Origin of the sequence: Microbulbifer sp. THAF38 (assembly GCF_009363535.1) — a bacterium.
In the GTDB taxonomy this organism is placed as follows: Bacteria; Pseudomonadota; Gammaproteobacteria; order Pseudomonadales; family Cellvibrionaceae; genus Microbulbifer.
In genome coordinates, this window is record NZ_CP045369.1 from 2,548,192 (window position 1) to 2,567,428 (window position 19,237).

The window sequence follows — 19,237 nt, forward strand, 5'->3', positions numbered from 1 at the left end:
CTGTCACCAAGTGACACTTATTGTCACAATTATTACATCTTGCGCGCAGAGTAAAAGATTCGGGAAAAAACGGGTGCGCACCAGTTCTCAGGAAAGTCTTTAAAGAGGAGAAATTGGCAGGAAAGGTGGCAAAGTGCACAGTTTTATTGGCACATTGCCGGTAATTAGTATTACTTTCGTGTTTAAGACTTAAAGTTCTTAAATCTAGAGTTTAAATCTTCGGCGCGAAGATTTGATAGGCCCGATCGGCCAGCTCAGGAATGGTCAATCCATTCTCCCTGGCTTTAAACCAGCTATAGGTATGGCTCAGCGCACCGACCATAAGACGGCGTACCACTGTGGCATCCCCGCCGGGGCAATGAGCCGAGTTGATCGCATCCAGCCATATTTGCTCGTACTCATCACGCAGTAACAACACTTCTTTCTGGCTTTTTTCTGACAGACTGCGCCACTCCATCACCAAGATGGAAAAGCCCGGCACCGCCCGCTCGTGAATGGCCTCAAGTTCAGACTGGATACAGGCGCGCAGCTTCTCCTGAGGTGACGCGGCCAGCTCCACCGCGCTGCGCATACGGGCACTGGCGAAAATCGTTACCTCCTTCATCACTTCGCAGAGAATCTGCTCCTTACTGGAGAAATGATGAAAAATACTGCCGGACAGAATACCCACTTGCGCAGCCAGATCTCGCACGGTGGTACGTGAAAAGCCCTTTTGCTCAAACAGGCGCGCGGCGGCATTAAGTAGACGCCCCCGTGGAGAAGCCGGGTCTGTAAGCTCCCCCGCCTTTACCAGGGTTCCAATTAGCTGCTGTGGTGACATAGCACTTTGTACTTCACCTAACTCCACCTGTGCGCTCTCTTGCACGAAACACTCCCAACTCTTTGCTTTCTTTTTCGCATTCTTTTGCAGACTGATCGGCAACCTAACAATCACATGATTAAAAAGAAGCCAACTCTTGAATACCAAGCGCTTGCTTGGTAGCGTTAAGCTATTCTGCGTTTTCCCACACGCGGGCGCAAGCGCCGACAAGAACAATAAAAATTGAACAGGCCTGACAGGCCCAAGAAAAGGAAACTTTCATGCGCTATCAAAGCCAGCTGCGCTCCGGCAGCTTTAGCGAGCAAACCCATATCGTCACCGGCGGCGGCAGTGGTATTGGCCGCTGTATCGCCCACGAACTGGCTAGCCTTGGTGCCCATGTTATATTGATCGGGCGCAAGTTGGACAAGTTGGAACGTGTTGCCGGCGAGATCAACAACGATGGTGGCGAGTGCAGCATATTCAGCCTGGATATTCGCGACGAAGAGGGCGTCCAGGAAACCGTTGGGCAAATTGCCCAGGCCCGAGGCCAAATTCACGGCTTAGTGAACAATGCCGGTGGCCAGTTCCCCTCCCCCCTTGAGCAGATCAACACAAAAGGCTTCGATGCTGTTGTGCGCAGCAACCTGCTCGGTGGCTTTTTAATGTCCCGCGAAGTCTTTGTGCAGTCGATGAAGCAGCACGGCGGCAGTATTGTAAATATCACGGCGGATAATGCGGGCGGTATGCCGATGATGGGCCACTCCGGTGCTGCCCGCGCCGGCATGGAAAATATTACCGAAACGGCTGCACTGGAATGGGCATCTTTTGGCGTTCGAGTTAACGCTGTAGCACCGGGCTATATTCTCTCCAGCGGTTTTGATACCTATGACCCAAAATTCCTGCGCGAGCTACTGCCGGGCTTCCGCGACAGTATCCCCCTCTACCGGCTGGGAGAGGAAGCCGAAGTCAGTGGCGCCGTGTGTTTCCTGCTGTCCGATGCAGCCAGCTATATCACCGGCCAAACCTTGCGCATCGACGGTGGCTCCAGCCTCAAGCATCACTCCCCGCTTTGGCAACCACAAGCCGCCAGTAACTCCAAACGCTATAACGGATTCCACCGCAAGCGTCGGCCCCAGGTAGTGGAAGAGTTGGAAGCGGAGGGCAAGCTCTAATGCAGCCGATTGACTCCCAGCTCGACAACCGCTCGGCAGAGTTCAATGACAACAAATCTGCCATGTTGGAACAGATCAACCAGTTTCGCGAGGCCGAGCAACGCCCGATACAAGCGGAAAAAAGCAAGGCTGCCCGCTATCGTGATCGGGGCTGGCTGCTGCCAAGGGAGCGCCTAAATTTGCTCCTCGACTCCGGTGCTCCCTTTGTAGAGCTGTGCTCCCTCGCCGGCTATAAATTGTTTGACGACCAGGATGGCACCGGCGCGGGTGGCGGCGCCATTTGCGGCATCGGTCAAATCAGTGGTCGACGCTGTATGGTGCGGGTAGATAACTATGCCGTGAAAGGCGGCACCATCTCACCTGCCGGTATGGATAAAGCCCTTCGAATGCAGCGGATCGCACTGGAAAACCATCTGCCAGTAGTCGCTCTGGCACAAAGTGGCGGCGCCAACCTGATGTATGCCACCGATACTTTTGCCCCAGGAGGCCGCGGATTTGCCAACCAGGCGCGCATGTCCGCCGCCGGTATTCCGCAAGTAACCGTAGTACACGGCGGCGCTACTGCCGGCGGCGCCTACCAGCCTGGCCTGTCAGATTATGTCGTTATGGTGCGCGGGCAAACCGGTATGTACCTGGCCGGTCCACCACTGTTGAAAGCAGCCACCGGTGAAATTGCCGATGCGGAAAGCCTCGGCGGGGCGGAAATGCACTGTACCGAATCCGGCAGTGGCGATTACTTAGCAGAGAACGATGCCGATGGGATTCGCATCGCAAGAGAGATTATTGCCGCACTACCCTCACCAATTAAACGCTCTGTAGAAAAAGATTACCTGGACCCACTACACCCTATTGAGGACCTGCTCGGCCTGATTCCAGCAGACAGTAAAAAGCCCTACGACGTGCGCGAAATTCTCGCACGGATTGCCGACGGCTCCGCCATGCTGGATTTTAAGCCGGAATTCGATCGACAAACCGTGTGCGGCCATATTCGTATCGAAGGCTTCCCTGTGGGAATTATTGGGAATAACGGCCCTATCACCCCCAAGGGCGCCAACAAGGCCGCGCAGTTTATTCAGTTGTGCGAACAGAGTGGCACGCCACTGCTGTTTTTGCATAACACCACCGGGTTTATGGTGGGTACCGAGGTGGAGCGCAACGGCATTATCAAGCACGGCGCCAAAATGATTCAGGCCGTGGCCAATGCCAGCGTACCAAAACTCAGCATTGTCGTGGGCGGCTCCTATGGGGCCGGCAACTACGCCATGTGCGGTCGCGGATTCGATCCCCGCTTTATTTTTGCCTGGCCTAATTCCCGCACCGCCGTTATGGGCGCAGCCCAGGCCGGCAAGGTAATGCGCATCGTCACCGAGCAAAAAATGCAACGCAGCGGCAATGTGGATGAGACGGTGTTGGACAAATTGGAAAACGACACCAGCGCCTTTATGCAGGGCAATTCCGATGCTCTCGCCTGCAGTGCGCGCCTCTGGGATGACGGCATTATCGATCCCCGCGATACGCGCAAACTTTTAGGCATGTTGCTAGAAGTTTGCAATGAGGCCGAGCAGAGCAAACTGAATAAAAACACCTTCGGGGTAGCAAGGTTTTAGATCGAAAAACCTGGGCAATAAGGAAGTGCGGTTGCCCATTCACATCATCACCTGGTTCACACTTCAAGGCAGGGAAAATAATAATGATATTTAGCGATCAACACCGGGAACTGCAGCGCACCGTACAAAATTTTGTACAGCAGGAAATTAACCCCAATGTGGCGGAATGGGAAAAGGCCGGCCGCTTTCCCATCCGCGAAATTTTCCAACAACTAGCCGGTCTGGGCCTGCTAGGCATCAGCAAGTCCACAGACTTCGGTGGCCTAGGTCTCGACTTCAGTTATGAAACCGTTTTCCTGGAGGAGCTGGGCGGTGCCCACTGTGGCGGTGTCCCCCTGTCGATTTCAGTGCAGACCTCCATGTGTACCCCTGCCCTAGCCAACTTCGGCAGCCAGGATCTCAAAGAGCAGTTCCTGATTCCCGCCGTGAACGGAGAGATGGTCGGCGCAATCGCCGTATCCGAACCGGGCGCCGGTTCCGATGTCGCCTCAATTAAAACCACTGCCAAAAGCGATGGCGACGACTATGTGATCAACGGCAGCAAGATGTGGATCACCAACGCCCCCTGCGCAGACTTTTTCTGCACCCTGGTCAATACCAGTGAGGGCAAAGCCCACAGCAACAAATCCCTGATCATTATTCCGGCAAAAACGCCAGGGGTACGCATCGGCGAAAAGCTCGACAAACTGGGCATGCGCTCATCAGAAACCGCCCCTATCTTTTTTGACAATGTGCGGGTGCCCAAACATTTCCGTATCGGCGATGAAGGTGCCGGTTTTCTGTTGCAAATGCTGCAATTCCAGGAGGAGCGCCTCGCCGGCGCCGCGCTGAACTTAAAAGGACTGGAGAACTGCGTAAGTAGCACCATCGACTATGTGCGCGAGCGTCAGGCCTTTAAAGCCCCCCTGATCGACAACCAAACCATCCATTTTGCTCTCGCAGAAATGCAGACTGAAGTGGAGTGCCTGCGCTCATTAACCTGGCGTGCAGTGGAAGCCTATATAGCCGGTGAAGATGTCACCACCCTCGCCTCTATGGCCAAGCTCAAGGCTGGCCGCCTGTCCCGCACAATTCCAGACCAATGCCTGCAGTTCTGGGGCGGTATGGGCTATATCGAGGAAACGATAATCAACCGCGCTTACCGGGATAGCCGCCTCACCGCTATCGGCGGCGGCGCGGATGAAGTAATGCTCGGTATTATCTGTAAGCTGATGGGCATACTGCCCGGCAAGCATAAACCCAACGCGTAAGGTCAGGCCATGCAGACAATCATTGAAGAAACCATCGGCATCGCCTGCCATCTCACGCTAAATCGTCCGCAGCAGCGCAACGCCATCAGTTTGCAAATGGTGGATGAGCTTCTGCAAAAGCTCGCAGAAGCGGAAGAAGACCCACAGGTACGAGCACTGGTGCTGCGCGGTACAGAACACAATTTCTGCGCCGGTGGTGATATTGCCGATATGCTCAACGCACAACAGGGCGCGAGTGATGGAAATAGCGATGCGTTCTTCCAACTCAACCGCCGCTTCGGCGAATTGATGGAGCGATTTAATCGCACTCCCCTGGTCGTCATCGCAGTATTGGAAGGTGCCGTAATGGGCGGTGGTTTTGGGCTCGCTTGCAGTGCCGATATTGCCATCGCCGATCGCAGCTGTCGCTTTGCCCTGCCGGAAACCCGCCTGGGTTTACCGCCTGCACAAATTGCTCCCTTTGTCGTGGCACGGGTCGGCCTCTCCCAGGCCCGACGCCTCGCCCTCAGCGGAGCAAAAGTCAATGCACAGCAGGCCTTGGAAATTGGGTTAATCCACCAGTTACTCGATAATTCCGAAGCCCTCGAAGGCGCGTTGCAGGAACACCTGGGCGCGATCAATGCCTGCGCTCCCGGCGCCCTGGCAACAACCAAGCAGATCTTGCTGGATGCAGCGCGGGTGAGCGATGAGACTGCACTCGGCCAACTACTCGACGGCGCCGCGCAACAGTTTTCCCGCGCAATTCAAGGCCATGAAGGGCGCGAAGGCGCCCGTGCATTTCTGGAAAAACGATCACCGGAGTGGCAGCACTGATGTCGACAACAGAGACCCTGTTAATCGCCAATCGCGGCGAGATCGCACTGCGAATTATGCGTACTGCCCGAGCGGAAGGCTATCGCACAGTCGCCGTCTACAGCGATGCGGACTGCGATTCACTTCACGCACAGACTGCCGATATCGCCGTAGCCATTGGCGGGCAGACTTCGGCGGAGTCCTATCTGGATATCCAAAAAATTCTCGCCGCAGCTAAAAAATCCGGAGCCACTGCCGTCCACCCCGGCTACGGCTTTCTCGCTGAGAATGCGGAATTTGCCAGCGCTTGCGAAGAGAATGGACTGAGTTTTGCTGGCCCGAGTGCAGAAGTCATAGAACTAATGGGCAACAAACGCAAAGCCAAGGAGTTTGTTGCCGCTGCCGGCGTACCCTGTATTCCCGGCTTCCAGGGTGCCCAGGACGACGACACCCTGATCGCCGGGGCGCGGCGCATTGGCTTCCCGTTAATGATAAAAGCCGCCGCAGGTGGTGGTGGGCGCGGCATGCGCCTGGCTCACGGAGACAGCGAACTGGCCTCCCAGCTGCGCGCTGCCCGCAGTGAATCCATGAGTGCATTCGGCAGCGACGAGTTAATTCTGGAAAAGGCACTGGTCAACGCTCGCCATATCGAAATCCAGGTATTTGCGGATCGTCATGGCAACTGTATTCACCTCGGGGAGCGAGATTGCTCCGTACAACGACGCCATCAAAAAGTGGTCGAAGAGTGCCCCTCCCCTGTGGTCGACACCCAGCTGCGGGAAAGAATGGGGCAAGCCGCAGTCGACGCTGCGCAAGCCTGCGGTTATCTAGGCGCGGGCACCGTAGAGTTTCTACTCTGCCCCAACGGCGAATTCTATTTCCTGGAAATGAACACCCGCTTGCAAGTAGAGCACCCGGTAACAGAAATGGTAACCGGTTTTGACTTGGTAGCTTGGCAACTGGCAGTAGCACGCGGCGAAGCCCTTCCAGCCTCCCAACAGCAAATCACCCAGCATGGCCACGCCATTGAAGTCCGCCTGTATGCCGAAGACCCGGAACAACAATTCCTACCCCAGGCCGGAAAAGTGCTCCACTGGAAGACGCCAAAGGGGCAAGGAATCCGTATCGACCACGCTTTGAAAAGTGGTTGCGAAATTACGCCATTTTACGACCCCATGCTCGGCAAATTAATTGCCTGGGGGCAGGATCGAGAAGAAGCTCGGCGCAAGCTAACCCAAGCCCTAAGCCAGCTGGAATTTATCGGCCCTAAAAACAATATCCATTTCCTGCAGAAGATCCTGGCCGAATCACAGTTTATCGCTGGCGATGCCGATACCAGTTTTCTCGACCAAAACAGCACACTGACATCCGCAGAATCGGTTCCAGCAGTAGTTGCAGCCCAAGCCGCATTACTCAATCACTTGCACCAAGCCAACCCTCAGGATCGGCGTAGCGGCCGCAGTGACTGGCGCAGTGGCGATAACAGCGTGCCGATCAACTACCGACTGGAAATTTCCGGGCAAACCCTAAACTGTGAGCTGCTGGCGTTAGTAGATAATTCTTATCAAATCTCAGTAGGCGAACAGCAGTTCTTGATTCAGTGGGTCCATTTTGAGAAATCAAAAAAAGAAAGTGGAGTTTATAGATCTGAACTCCTGCTGGATGGCCTTAGCCAAAAGAGATTGTTCCTAGCCAACCAAAGCAATCTGCATCTCCTATTAGACGGCAGGCAATTTCATTTTGTCGATATCACCCACGCTCCGGCCAAATCGAGCCTTAATGAAGGCAGTGGCCGCATCACAGCCCCTATGGACGGCTGCCTGGTGCAAGTATTGGTTGAACCCAATCAAAGCGTTCAGCGGGGAGACACTATCGCCTTAATGGAAGCCATGAAAATGGAGCACGCCCTGCGCGCAGACCGCGACGGTACCGTAATTAAACTGGGCGCCTGTGAAGGAGACCAGGTACGCGGTGGCCAGCTGTTAGTTCAGATCGAAGCCGCTCCCACGGAAACCGCCAAAATTCCCAGTGATGCTACTTCCTAAAGGAGATCAGCATGTACGATATTGATGCCTCCCGTATGGCAAGCCCCTTTTATGACGAAGGCCATCAGGAATGGCGCACCCAGTTACGCCGCTTTGTCGACCGCGAGATTACTCCCCACATCACTCAATGGGACGAAGACGGCCAACTGCCCGCCGAGCTTTGGAAAAAAGCGGCAGAAGTTGGCCTTCTGCAGATGAGTTATCCGGAAAACTACGGCGGCATCGAAACCGATGTCTTCCATATGATTGTTGCCGCAGAGGAGTTAGCCCGCCCCGGCGCTGGTGGCCTCTACGCCAGCCTGATGGTCCACGGCATTGCCCTGCCCCCATTACTGCACTATGGCAGTGAGGCCCTAAAAGATCAGGTTATTCCCTCGGTATTACGTGGCGAAAAGCATATTTCCCTGGCAATTACCGAACCAGGCGCAGGCTCCGATGTAGCCAATCTCCAGTGCCGCGCAGAGCGTGATGGGGATGACTATATCGTGAGCGGCGAAAAGACCTATATCACCGGCGGCATGCGCGCTAACTGGTTTACTGCTGCCGTGCGCACAGGTGAAGGAGGCTTCGGCGGTATCTCCTTGCTCTTAATCCCTGCGGATACCAAAGGGGTAAGCCGGCAGCTACTCGATAAAAAGCAGGGCTGGTGGTGCTCCGACACGGCCAGTATCTTTTTTGATCAGGTACGCGTGCCCGCGAGCAATCTAATTGGTGGTGAGAACCAAGGTTTCTTACCAATAGTGCACAACTTCAATCGTGAGCGCCTGGGCATTGCCGCTTCCTGTGTAGAATTCAGCCGGGTCTGTTTGCAAGATGCCATTGAGTGGGCCCAGGAGCGCCGAACTTTCGGAAAGCGCCTCGCCAATCACCAGGTGATTCGACACAAGTTTGCCCAGATGCTTCAACGCATCAATGCCACTCAAGCCTATCTGGACCTCTGTGCCTGGGCGGAGCAACAACAGCAGCTCAAGGTAGCCGATATCGCACTGCTCAAAGTTCAAGCCACAGAAACCCTTGAGTTCTGCGCTCGGGAGGCTATGCAAGTGTTAGGTGGTGCCGGCTATATGCGCGGCAGTCGGATTGAGCGAATCTATCGCGAAGTACGAGTGAATGCGATTGGTGGTGGATCTGAAGAAATTATGCGGGATCTGGCTTCCAGGCAAATGGGAATCTAATCATTCAAACAGGCCCTTGTTAAAACATATTAAAAAAATTAATCGTCAATATCTGGATAGGGTCAGCATATAACTCCCTATTCAGCTGATAGTTTGTTTGTTGATATTTCTATTCATCCAATACTCTAGCTGATGCCGGTAGCGTAATTGAATTCAAACTACTTTGCCTTCAAAAAGCTAGTTAAGGTTAGAAATCTTACAACTGAAAACTACAGTATGAGTCCGAACTCCTACGTTCTCTCAGTGGGTGATTTCTCAGTGAGTAATCTGGCAAGATCGTAACGCTAAATGCTCAGGTACAACCACTGGTATTTCCTAAACCCACTCTTAGTCTATTTCTTTCTATGTCATGAAACTTTAATTTAAAGTTAAAATCTGGCATCGTTGCCCTCGCTCAATTACCGGCTTATTTATGCTGTAATTTAACTACTTTTCAGGGAAAAAAAGTGAATGTTATCTATACTTAGGTGATACGTCCCAATTTGTCGGCAGATAAACCCAATAGTTGAGCAAAGGGATAAGAAAGGAATTGATTTTTGAGTAAGCAATTATGGATCTGCAATTAAGGTTAGACCAGGCTATCGCCAACGGCAATGAGAGACTAGTGTTTTCTCACCCCGAATCTGATGATCTACTTATTAAGGTAATCAGCGATCGATTTAGGAAAAGAATGGATCATAAGTATTCCATCTCTACCCGACTACGCCGACTAACCTACTATTGGCCATATATGAAAGAAGTCTCTGAACACATCTACCTACGCGAAGGTCAGGTTGAAAATACTCATTTTGTACAGGAATTTAAAGGCTTTGTAGACACCAATTTGGGGTTAGGCATCACCGTAAAAGCAGTGAAAAAGCACAATGGAGAACTTGCAGATACTCTAAGTGCGTTAATCAGCAGTAAACAATTCAATCAGGAACATGCAGATAGACTTAATGATCTGTTTAAGTGGCTGGAGAGAACCTTCATCGTCGTTCGTGATTTAAGAACGGTCAATATAGTGTGGGATGAAATCAATGGCCATTTTGTAATCATTGATGGTATCGGTAGTCGAAGATTACCATCTCTGCGTTCTGTTTCTCGCCTCTATAACCGGAGAGCAAATCGCAGACGTATAACTAAGCTGTGTCAACGCCTTAAAAATGACCTAGAAAGCTTCGGGCACAACCTAAACCTTAATTTTTCTCAGACCTTACACTATTAGCCCCCTTTCTGGGAGACATTTGAACCAAGCCATGCTGCTTCCATGTCAGCCTGATTTGATCAGGCTTAAATATAACCAATAATAATTTGATTTCTTTGGGAGTGCTGGGCAAAAAGCAAAACAGGCGGTGATAGAAAGTTTCACTTGAATACTAATTCGGCCCCATTAATTTACGGGGCAGAATTAGTATTTATCACGGTTAATTAACCGCGTTTCTTTTCTTTAATGAATCCCACAATCTTCTCACTAAGCCTGGGTAGAGGAAGACTACCATTCTTCAAAACAATTTCATGAAAATCCTTAATATCAAAATCCTCACCCAGTTCGTTTTGCATTAGCTCCCTTAAGGCAAAGATTTCTAACGCGCCAGAGTCATAGGATGTTAATTGAGCAGGCATCACCGCCATTCGGTCCATCAATGAACTGGGATCTCTTGCGAAAGAGGCACCCGACTCTTTTAAAAATTTCGCAACTTGATCGTTACTCCAACCGAGCATGTGCATTCCAGTATCAGCCACCATTCCCCTTGCTGGCCACGCACGTCTTAAGATTTTAGTTGAGCCATACTGATAAATGCCGGCCTCTTCAGCGAGGTGCTCTGCATATCTCCCCCACCCTTCAACAAAAGCACCGTTCATAAAAGTACTTTCAATCGGATGAAAACTATCCTGCTCTTGACTCAAAGCTATTTGCAGGTGATGCCCCGGATACCCCTCATGAATTGTCACAGTCTCAGCTGAGGCATAAGACTCATCTTTGAAAGTAGTTGGATCATAGGCAAACCTAGCAGAACGTACCTCACTGCCTGGTGTATAATGGGCGCTTCTGCCTGAGCCTTGCTCATGTTCAGGTATAGGTCTTACCTCCAACGCTATGGAAGGCATATCATAAAAATAATCCGCAGTAAGATTTTTAGATTTAGCTACTAGCGCCTCATAAAACTCATGCATTTCTGATGAGCTATTAAATTTCTGAGAATCATCAGCACTAGCCTTCTCAACCGCTTCTGAGAATGAGCTGGAATCATAAAGAATCGATCCCAAACTGACTATTTCGTTCTTATTTTCATTTACAGTGTTAAGACCCAGCTGGAAAACCTGTTCGGGCGTTCTCTTTAGACCAGTGTAAGCCCGATATTGAGCCATATAACATTCACGACCATTGGGGATGGCATGAATTCCCAGCTCCTCCCTTGCCTCCGGTAAATATTCAGATTTTAAAAAATCACTATAGCGCTCCATTGATGGAATCAATTCAACAGCTAAAACCTGCTTAAAATCAGCGGCAAACTTTGAATCATCTGTGCGCTCGGACAAGCTATTGAATGGATGGTTATCAATCGGTATCTGAGTTAATCCGTCAATTTGTTTAATTACACGGTTTACTACACTTTTCGGAGCGGAATACCCCTGCTTGAGACCATTCCTGAGATTAATAATCTCCTGATCGTAGTAATTGGCAGCACTACGCCAACGCTCAATTGCATCAGCTTTATTTTGGGCCGTCTCAACTGGCTGAAACTCACTGATGAGACTCAACCTAATATGGGGACCAAACATATGATTGACTGACCACAATTCAGACTTGCAGATTCTCAATCCGACATTCGCGTCCAATTGTTCCTTGAGCTTAAAATAAAAAGCACGCTCTTGATCATTCTTCAGACTACCTGGATCTATGGCCGCCAACCTCTCCAGCAATTCATCTTCGAAATTAATTAAGGCTGATAAATTATTAGGTGAGTTATTAAGAAACAGATTATGCCTTTCCGGCTCCAGATTTAAAAAGTAAGCATCTGTCTGATAGCTCTTTAAGAAGACATCATGATATTGATCAGCAATATCATCAAGCTGCTGAGCACTACCCATAGTAGAATTTGAGCTTAGCTGAGTCATATCACTATTTACAGAGCACCCAAATAAAGCAGAACTGAAGACCAGTAAACCTATAGCTATATCTTTCTTATACATCATTCTTAAACACCAAAACGTAAAAATTAAACCCAGCAGAAAAAGCCGTCATTAACTATCAGGAATGACACACCCTAACTAAAGTAGGCGCTCTAACAAAGAAAATTTCAATACGTAATGACTATAATATCGACGAATTGACGTTATTTTTCGGTAAAAAATTTAGATGGCACTATAGTTTAGTATCGTAACTACCCCATATATATTGAAGTCATAACCAGAGCATATAATTAGCCGCATAGGGAGCTTTCAATTAGTCAGCAGATGAAACCCGGATGATATGTCCGTCTGGATCTTTTACCAAGAAAGTTCTTCCGAACACATCTGTATATAATTCTTTGTGAATGTTTACAAAAGAACTATCCATCCATTGTAAATAGAGCTCTTCAACCTCATCATCCGTTTTTAGGTTAATACCAATTTCAGTATATCTTGGGGATCCTTTATCAGGTACTTCACCGCCGGACCATATTGCAAAATCAGCCTCACCGTCAACTTTGAAGACGACATATCTGGAAGAAACAAAGTAAGGCTCTAGATTAAATAGCTGTTTATAATATCCAGTTGAAACTTGAATATCTGAGACATAAATAAGCTGTAGATTTGGTTTATAGAATTTTGCCAAGTTTAAGTTTCCCGTATTTTATTTGTCTATCAGCAACTTAGGAAGTAAAGAAGATAATCAGTATAGAGAAAAGTATCACAATGGAGTGTAGTGAATCTCCTCGAACACCATTGATCTAATGGATGAAAAAATCGAGATGGTACACTTTCTTGTTTTCATCATACTGCCAAATGCGACACTTGAAAACTCAAGTTATCAGTCAAGCACTAGCCTGTAAAGCCCTCAACTATTATTCAGAAATCAGACGATGTCTATAGATTTAGCCTAGCTCTCAATCGTACAACAATCAGACTGAGCTTTCCCTCGACTCACTGCACTCTTTTTAACCACTGCGACTAAACTATTTTTACTGAATCCAGTTATTGTCATTAACACTCCATCTATATTGTCTGGGCAGCTAAAAAAAAGCGCAAATATAAATACCAGAAAACTCCCTTTTTATAAAAATCTATGGACTAGGAATCAGCGATTATTTTCGGGATAGATGTTTCTATATTCAGCTAGGAATAGCGAGATCTAAAATAGAACAGAGACCATGAAAATTGAGCAAATGGCTCAAAATTATAGCCTCCATTCCAATTAATTATCTTTACTGACCTGCTACTTTTGAAAGATAAAATTGATAGGCACGGTTAGCAATTTCGCGCCCAATCGCCTGACCCGCTGGAACAGAAGGCTCAAAATGCACACCACCCCAAACTCGACTATTACCACAATCCTCCTCAAAAGAAGTCCAAGTAGGGAAATACAAATACAAATCATTTTGTGGTGTTATACCAGGCTCAATTTGTGAACTGCCAGCAAGCGCTGGTACCGTATAGCCCAATACATCCCCTTCAGGTAAAAAGAGTCTGCTTGTTTCTGCATGTGCTGCACAAAAGCTAGCGGAAGCAGATGGGTATTCTGGATGGTCAGCCACAGGCAGATAGCTAGTCCACTGGCTAGCAGGTAAATCATTCACTGTTCCTTTTCCTACTCCTCCCCAAGCAGTAACGGGTTCATCTTTATAAATAAAGCGAACGGCGGAAAATGGTCTCACGGAGTTATGTCGACGCTTCTCTTTCCAAATTGCAATTGCTGTATCAAAGGCGGCCATATTGGTGAGGAAATCATAGTGAATGAAATCCATTAATGATAAGCCTTGAGATTCCGATGCAAATACCGCAGCAAAGCCTAAGCTGAATATCTTCATATCAAATAACTCAGCTTTCATCTTCTGCTCATCAGTTAAGTTGGCAGATGTATTTAGCACGTCATTTACTTGCGCCACATAACTTGGATAATTCCAAATTTTGGATTTCAGAGGTACTGGTGAAGTAAATTCGTCTGGAGACTCATAACTATATGGTCTTGTTAAGGCGATTTGAGGGGTGACGAACTGCTGAACCCGGTATACACCAGGGCGCTCCATCAGAATTGCTGGCTGCCACTTCGAAGGAAAACGTAATTTGTATGCAGTATTTGCCGGTTTGAAATCAGTGTAATCGGCATAAGGTAAACGATGATATAACTGACCACCCTCGTTACCCAATTGATTCATACCGTCATTTGCACGCCCTTCCAGAACCTTTCTACCTGCGTAGTTTCCTATACCAATCGGCGTAGTTGTGTCTTCTGACAGATCATGAGGGTCTAAACCCATTTCAGCCAACATGCTATCCCATTCAGGGGTTAAATGTGGAAACAGTCCACTTAATACTTTATGAGATGCATAAGAAAGCGCAACATTTAACTCTCTGTTGTCTTCCGGCTCCGGCAATCGCGCGATATCAGAATATACTCCTTTCGCGGTAGGGTGAAAAGGTGCTGTGGCATCATACCAAGAGTTAGTGATCAACGTCGTAAAACGAAGTACTAATGTAGCATCATTGGCAGCGGGCGATACTTCAAAAATTGCACAAGCTGCCGCTGGGATTATATTCTGCACTGCGGCATTGCAACTTTCCAAGTCCATAGAACTACACTTTGGTGGCAATGGCACATTTGTAAGCTGCGGACAGGTAAGGGCTTGTGTCTGCCAGCTTACCGAGACCAACAACACCCCTAAAACACTCCTTAAAGCACGCTTATAAGTTTTATTTATTAACATTGGTTTTCCTTTTCACCTGACTAATGCGCCTAATAGACAATTCCATACATTAAGCGCTTTTAATAAATACAACGCATCAAAACCTCAATGATCAACTCAAATTTCTCTACCCTCCCTTCTTTCCCATATAAATTGTAAGACAGTTAGATATGTCGAGAACCACTCCATGTGAGCATACTATGACACTCTATGAGGAGTGACTGAATTTACTTAATTGCACGCCGTTACAAAAAAGGAGCACAGCACCATTATTATAAAATCCCTAGGGATCTGAAATTATCGACAAACTCTCAAAAAAACAGATTTTAAATTATTAAAATGAAAGGTAATTTACAACGGCATTACTTTACATAAAAACAAAGGTAATACGCCACCTAAAACAAATAATTATCGCTAAATTATCTGCTATCTATTACTAACTAGTACATATTTGCTGAAGTATAAAATCATTCACTAACGCCAAGGATAAAGAAAGCAAACTACAAGCTTTAGAGATAAGTCCCGTAGCAGCTGTTAAAAAAGTAAGTAGATATAATTTAACTAACCAATCAATCAACAAATTGACTATTATCAGAACGGTATGTATTAATTAGGCTTTCTGGTCATCCATTGAATTGATATCGAGATCTCGATAATGTCACAGATCTAGCGAGCAAGTGATATATCAATCATTTATGATCACAATAATTCCCCTGGCCCTGGATTTCTAGGTGAAGGATTAAATCTGTCTTTTAACTCTATAGTTCTGTATCAAAGACACTCATAGCCTTTCCCCAGAAAAATATTAGGCTTAATGTGAATTACCATCTAGATGGTGCGATATTATCTTATACCAGACGGCCTATCCCAGAATCAATCAAAATCAACAGACTACTTTTTCGTTAACATCCAGTCTGCTTCTGATGCGCAATTAATTTAATGATAGTTTTTGTGAGCGCCGACAACAAAAAGTATGCTGAAGATTGAACAACCAAACTGTCCTCCAATATCCATCTATCTTTCGCTACTTTGTTTAGCCCTACTTGATAAACGGCTCCATGACTGACTCAAGCCTAGCAAGTAGGTTAGGCCTAAGGTAAAACACAATGCTGAACTAACAAGCCAAAAATTTAATGAGTTATCCGGAAAAGCCGGCATTATAAAGTAAAAACCTAGTGCCCTCGCAAGCAACACTAGAGATATAAGTGTCAGCCCTGTGCGTAATAATGGGAGTCTGAGAATATGGCCAGCACCGGAAAAAGCATACGCAGACCAAACTAGCAAAACACTCACAATAATACCTGTAACTTTTGTAGGATAAGAATCTCCAGCTTCAGCCATTTGAGCCATTGCCTCTCCGGCACCTAAAAATCGATACCATTCCGCACCAAACAGAATACAACCAACATGCAACCCTGCAACGATCAGAGTAAGCACTCCCGCCAATTCCAAATAATTAAGCCTATCAGTCATATTTGATTCCTTAGAAAGAGCTAGCCCAGCGCTTGGTGAAGCTTGGGCAACCTCTGGGAGCCCTGTAGGGTCGGAGTAATAAGGATCGAGAGGTTAACACTTCTTATTTGAACAAACCATTTCGACAGCCTGCACCGGCGTACCATTGTATTCAGCAGTGAACTCTTTAGTTGTTTCAAATCCAACCTTTTGATAAAACTTGATTGCAGGCCAATTAGATTTTGCAACGAACAACTTAGCTTGGCCACTGATCTTTGTTAGCAGAAACTCAAGTATCGACTTCCCTACCCCTTCCCCTCTGGCACTCGGGCACTCGGGCATACAAACTGTAGTGGTCTAATACTTCCGGACACTTCGCTAAGATGGTAAAAACACCAAGCGAGGTGATGTATGACAACGAAAGGTACACGCCGGCAATTCAAGCCGGAGTTCAAGAAAGACGCCGTAGCCCTGGTCTCTGAGCAGGGATATTCTATTTCTAAAGCCGCAGAGGCTGTAGGAACCACTGCCAACAATCTGCGACGCTGGATAAAAGAGCTGAAGCAGGAAGAGAGCGGAGAAAGGCTGGATGTCGGCGAGCGCGCAGAATTGGACCGGTTACGACGCGAAAACAAGCAGTTGCGGATGGAGAAAGAAATCCTAAAAAAGGCCAGCGCTTTCTTTGCGAAAGAAATGAAGTAAAGTACAACTTTATTAAAGAACAGCAAGGCAGCTTTCCAGTTAGGACACTCTGCCGAGTGATGCAGGTAAATAAGAGTAGCTATTACGGGTGGTATCAGCGTAGTAATAGCTCAATAGATAGCCAGACATGGAAACTATGCCATCGTTTGAAGGCCTTATTTTCTGAATCTCGACAGAGTCTCGGAAGCCGTCGGTTAATGAAACTGTTACGCAAAGAAGGCTTTAAAATTGGTCGCTATCGTGTCCGCAAACTAATGAAAAAGCTAGGTTTGAGAGTAAAACGCAAGAAGCGATTTACACTGACGACAGACAGCAAACACCAACTACCTACCGCGGAAAACCTTTTGAATAGGGAGTTCTCACCAAGTGTTAAAAATCAAGTTTGGACTACTGATATCACGTACATCTGGACTGCACAGGGCTGGCTGTATTTGGCGGTAGTGATTGATCTCTATTCACGTAGGATTGTTGGTTGGCATCTAGATCGCCAGATGGAAACGGCCCTGGTAAGTCGTGCATTGATGATGGCTGTTAATTTGCGTACACCGCCAAAGGGTCTTCTACACCACTCTGATCGAGGCAGTCAGTATGCCAGCCATACCTACCAAGCGCAGTTGAAACAGCATGGTATGGTGTGCTCAATGAGCCGCAAGGGAAATTGTTGGGACAATGCACCGACTGAACGCTTTTTTAGCAGCCTAAAACGAGAATGGCTGACGGGAAATATCTATCCGACAAGGGAAGATGCGATAGCCGATGTGAGGGCCTATATTGCTTATTACAACTCACGCAGGATACATTCATCACTGGAGTATATAACCCCTATCGAATTTGAAAAATGTGCTTAAAGAGGTGTCCGGTTAGACTTGACCACAACAAACAGAGCTCGAATTTCTTGCTGGAACATTGCGCCATAGCCAAGAATTGTTTCATCTTCGTAGACGAAAATATCTGACTCCCTTAGCGCTGACAGCCTCTTCGCATCTTTTTCCAACGGAAGAAACTCCAATTCCACAGCTTCAAATCTAAGCTCATCTAGCTTAGAGAGAGTATAGATCTCCAAGATTCTTGGAAAGTCTGTAGTAATGAACGTTCGAATCATCCTGAACACTAAATTTTCTAGTCTCTATCAATATTGATTTTTGAACAATGTCATTTCAACTTAATTTTATACGTTGTAAATTTACTGCCATACATTTCAGATTCATAAATATTCTCAGCGATTTTTCCCAAGAACTTATAAATAGGACGAGTGTGATGGAAGCTAACTAATACCTCATCATGATTAAGCTCCCGCGCCCACCTCATTAGATCTTGAAACACTATTCTACCTACCCCCCAAAACTGGTCATCAATGACAATCGCGATCTCATACTTTCCACATTCTTGTTGAATCCCACACCAACCAGCTAATTCATCATCAACAATAATGGCTCTAACTCTACAACCTACCTCTTTATCCGCCTCTATTTTTGAATGCATCCATTCTTTTACTGTTTTAAGTGTAAATATCTCATGCTCAATCAAATGCTTTCTTGTCTTATAGCCATTTAATATAGGCAAAAATTTGTGCGGATTAACCTCGCTAAATTTTAGATATTCGATAGCTTTCATAGTATTTTCAGCTTTATTGTTCGCAATGGTGTATCAACCCCCATTACCAGCACACCCCTTGTGTAGTTTCAAATGTATGGAATTGCTAAGTTTAGCCCTTGAAAGTTTGTATTTTGATCATAATCACCCCCTTACCAATCTAATCACACATCACCATTTGATATGGAATTACTGACAAATTTCAGAAAAAACTCCACTGACAAGACTTGCCAAGTCATCAGGAGCCAGCTCTATTTCAAGCCCCCTGCGGCCCGCACTAATATAAATCGTAGCGTTATTTCTAGCCGAAGAGTCAATGATGGTTTTAAGTCGCCTTTTTTGACCTAATGGGCTAACACCTCCTAATACATAACCAGTTGATCTTTCTACATCTGATTTTAAAGCTATTGTGGCTTTCTTAGCGCCAACATATTTTGCTAAGAGCTTCATACTGAGCATTGATGAAACAGGAATTACCCCGACGGCCAGCTCTTTGTTTTCCAGGCTAACAACTAGTGTTTTGAAAACCCTAGACTCGGGCACCCCTAATTTTTCAGCAGCCTCCAATCCGTATGATTCACTCGATGAATCATGCGTGTATTCATGTACTTTATGAGAGATTTTAGCCTTTTTGGCCATAGAAATTGCTGGTGTCATTTTACTCCTGAGCCTCTAATATCCGTAACTGGGGCGACAGGTAAGTAGCATTACTATCTCATTGAAAACCAAAGGTCTGCTACAACCTATTAGTGTTTATGCCTTGCCATACCTTATCAA

General features: G+C 47.2%; 16 protein-coding genes. 8 read left to right on the top strand and 8 right to left on the bottom strand.

The features are described from left to right. Positions 1-211 precede the first annotated feature (211 nt). Entirely contained in the window at positions 212-865 is a 654-nt protein-coding gene (locus FIU95_RS10790; RefSeq protein WP_152453774.1) for a TetR/AcrR family transcriptional regulator, read from the bottom strand. A gap of 215 nt (positions 866-1,080) precedes the next feature. Here FIU95_RS10790 and FIU95_RS10795 point away from each other — a divergent pair, with 215 nt between their 5' ends. From FIU95_RS10795 to FIU95_RS10825, 7 genes are all read left to right on the top strand, one after another. After that, on the top strand, positions 1,081-1,974 hold the full coding sequence (locus FIU95_RS10795; RefSeq protein ID WP_152453775.1) for an SDR family oxidoreductase: 894 nt from the start codon (positions 1,081-1,083) through the stop codon (positions 1,972-1,974). Further along, entirely contained in the window at positions 1,974-3,581 is a 1,608-nt protein-coding gene (locus FIU95_RS10800) for an acyl-CoA carboxylase subunit beta (protein ID WP_152453776.1), read from the top strand. Before FIU95_RS10795 ends, FIU95_RS10800 begins: the two co-directional genes overlap by 1 nt. A gap of 83 nt (positions 3,582-3,664) precedes the next feature. Beyond that, positions 3,665-4,831 carry an acyl-CoA dehydrogenase family protein gene (locus FIU95_RS10805; RefSeq protein WP_152453777.1) on the top strand — a complete coding sequence of 389 codons (1,167 nt, stop codon included), beginning with the start codon at positions 3,665-3,667 and terminating at the stop codon, positions 4,829-4,831. A gap of 9 nt (positions 4,832-4,840) precedes the next feature. Beyond that, the gene (locus tag FIU95_RS10810) at positions 4,841-5,644 is read left to right on the top strand and encodes an enoyl-CoA hydratase/isomerase family protein (protein WP_152453778.1); all 804 of its coding nucleotides are present in this window, start codon (positions 4,841-4,843) and stop codon (positions 5,642-5,644) included. Continuing rightward, complete coding sequence (locus tag FIU95_RS10815; protein WP_152453779.1) at positions 5,644-7,668, top strand: acetyl-CoA carboxylase biotin carboxylase subunit; 2,025 nt, start codon at positions 5,644-5,646, stop codon at positions 7,666-7,668. The genes FIU95_RS10810 and FIU95_RS10815 overlap by 1 nt, the downstream gene beginning before the upstream one ends. Before the next feature lie 11 nt (positions 7,669-7,679). Continuing rightward, a complete protein-coding gene (locus tag FIU95_RS10820) occupies positions 7,680-8,843 on the top strand; it encodes an acyl-CoA dehydrogenase family protein (protein WP_152453780.1) in 1,164 nt (387 codons plus the stop codon). 550 nt (positions 8,844-9,393) lie between these two features. After that, positions 9,394-10,050 (top strand): YrbL family protein, encoded by a 657-nt coding sequence (locus FIU95_RS10825; RefSeq protein WP_152453781.1) that lies wholly within the window; start codon positions 9,394-9,396, stop codon positions 10,048-10,050. Positions 10,051-10,253: 203 nt separating this feature from the next. Here FIU95_RS10825 and FIU95_RS10830 read toward each other — a convergent pair whose 3' ends face one another. The 5 genes from FIU95_RS10830 to FIU95_RS21725 all read right to left on the bottom strand — a co-directional run bounded on the left by FIU95_RS10830 (position 10,254) and on the right by FIU95_RS21725 (position 16,507). Beyond that, the gene (locus tag FIU95_RS10830; protein WP_152453782.1) at positions 10,254-12,023 is read right to left on the bottom strand and encodes a DUF885 family protein; all 1,770 of its coding nucleotides are present in this window, start codon (positions 12,021-12,023) and stop codon (positions 10,254-10,256) included. Between the two features lie 250 nt (positions 12,024-12,273). Further along, positions 12,274-12,645, bottom strand: coding sequence for a VOC family protein (locus tag FIU95_RS10835; protein WP_152453783.1), 372 nt, complete (start codon positions 12,643-12,645; stop codon positions 12,274-12,276). Positions 12,646-13,234: 589 nt separating this feature from the next. After that, entirely contained in the window at positions 13,235-14,734 is a 1,500-nt protein-coding gene (locus FIU95_RS10840) for a vanadium-dependent haloperoxidase (RefSeq protein ID WP_152453784.1), read from the bottom strand. Positions 14,735-15,727: 993 nt separating this feature from the next. Next, positions 15,728-16,186 carry a hypothetical protein gene (locus FIU95_RS10845; RefSeq protein WP_152453785.1) on the bottom strand — a complete coding sequence of 153 codons (459 nt, stop codon included), beginning with the start codon at positions 16,184-16,186 and terminating at the stop codon, positions 15,728-15,730. Between the two features lie 93 nt (positions 16,187-16,279). After that, a complete protein-coding gene (locus FIU95_RS21725; RefSeq protein ID WP_152453786.1) occupies positions 16,280-16,507 on the bottom strand; it encodes a GNAT family N-acetyltransferase in 228 nt (75 codons plus the stop codon). Between the two features lie 69 nt (positions 16,508-16,576). Between FIU95_RS21725 and FIU95_RS10855 the strand changes: the two genes are divergently transcribed. Further along, positions 16,577-17,715 (top strand): IS3 family transposase gene (locus FIU95_RS10855; RefSeq protein WP_152453787.1). Its coding sequence is split into 2 segments (ribosomal slippage): positions 16,577-16,826 and positions 16,826-17,715, totalling 1,140 coding nucleotides; the frame shifts between segments, so codons are not numbered across the junction. A gap of 304 nt (positions 17,716-18,019) precedes the next feature. Here the strand turns inward: FIU95_RS10855 and FIU95_RS10860 are convergent. Both FIU95_RS10860 and ybaK read right to left on the bottom strand, forming a co-directional pair. Continuing rightward, on the bottom strand, positions 18,020-18,481 hold the full coding sequence (locus FIU95_RS10860; protein WP_152453788.1) for an N-acetyltransferase: 462 nt from the start codon (positions 18,479-18,481) through the stop codon (positions 18,020-18,022). A gap of 168 nt (positions 18,482-18,649) precedes the next feature. Continuing rightward, positions 18,650-19,117: a Cys-tRNA(Pro) deacylase gene (gene ybaK / locus FIU95_RS10865; RefSeq protein WP_152453789.1), complete on the bottom strand. Its 468-nt coding sequence runs from the start codon at positions 19,115-19,117 to the stop codon at positions 18,650-18,652. Positions 19,118-19,237: the final 120 nt, after the last annotated feature.

Excerpts from the sequence above, each read along its gene's own strand:
- FIU95_RS10795 (WP_152453775.1), top strand. The coding sequence starts at position 1,081 with ATGCGCTATCAAAGCCAGCTGCGCTCCGGCAGCTTTAGCGAGCAAACC.
- FIU95_RS10800 (WP_152453776.1), top strand. The coding sequence starts at position 1,974 with ATGCAGCCGATTGACTCCCAGCTCGACAACCGCTCGGCAGAGTTCAAT.
- FIU95_RS10805 (WP_152453777.1), top strand. The coding sequence starts at position 3,665 with ATGATATTTAGCGATCAACACCGGGAACTGCAGCGCACCGTACAAAAT.
- FIU95_RS10810 (WP_152453778.1), top strand. The coding sequence starts at position 4,841 with ATGCAGACAATCATTGAAGAAACCATCGGCATCGCCTGCCATCTCACG.
- FIU95_RS10815 (WP_152453779.1), top strand. The coding sequence starts at position 5,644 with ATGTCGACAACAGAGACCCTGTTAATCGCCAATCGCGGCGAGATCGCA.
- FIU95_RS10820 (WP_152453780.1), top strand. The coding sequence starts at position 7,680 with ATGTACGATATTGATGCCTCCCGTATGGCAAGCCCCTTTTATGACGAA.
- FIU95_RS10825 (WP_152453781.1), top strand. The coding sequence starts at position 9,394 with ATGGATCTGCAATTAAGGTTAGACCAGGCTATCGCCAACGGCAATGAG.
- FIU95_RS10830 (WP_152453782.1), bottom strand. The coding sequence starts at position 12,023 with ATGATGTATAAGAAAGATATAGCTATAGGTTTACTGGTCTTCAGTTCT.
- FIU95_RS10840 (WP_152453784.1), bottom strand. The coding sequence starts at position 14,734 with ATGTTAATAAATAAAACTTATAAGCGTGCTTTAAGGAGTGTTTTAGGG.
- FIU95_RS10845 (WP_152453785.1), bottom strand. The coding sequence starts at position 16,186 with ATGACTGATAGGCTTAATTATTTGGAATTGGCGGGAGTGCTTACTCTG.
- FIU95_RS21725 (WP_152453786.1), bottom strand. The coding sequence starts at position 16,507 with ATGCCCGAGTGCCCGAGTGCCAGAGGGGAAGGGGTAGGGAAGTCGATA.
- FIU95_RS10860 (WP_152453788.1), bottom strand. The coding sequence starts at position 18,481 with ATGAAAGCTATCGAATATCTAAAATTTAGCGAGGTTAATCCGCACAAA.
- ybaK (WP_152453789.1), bottom strand. The coding sequence starts at position 19,117 with ATGACACCAGCAATTTCTATGGCCAAAAAGGCTAAAATCTCTCATAAA.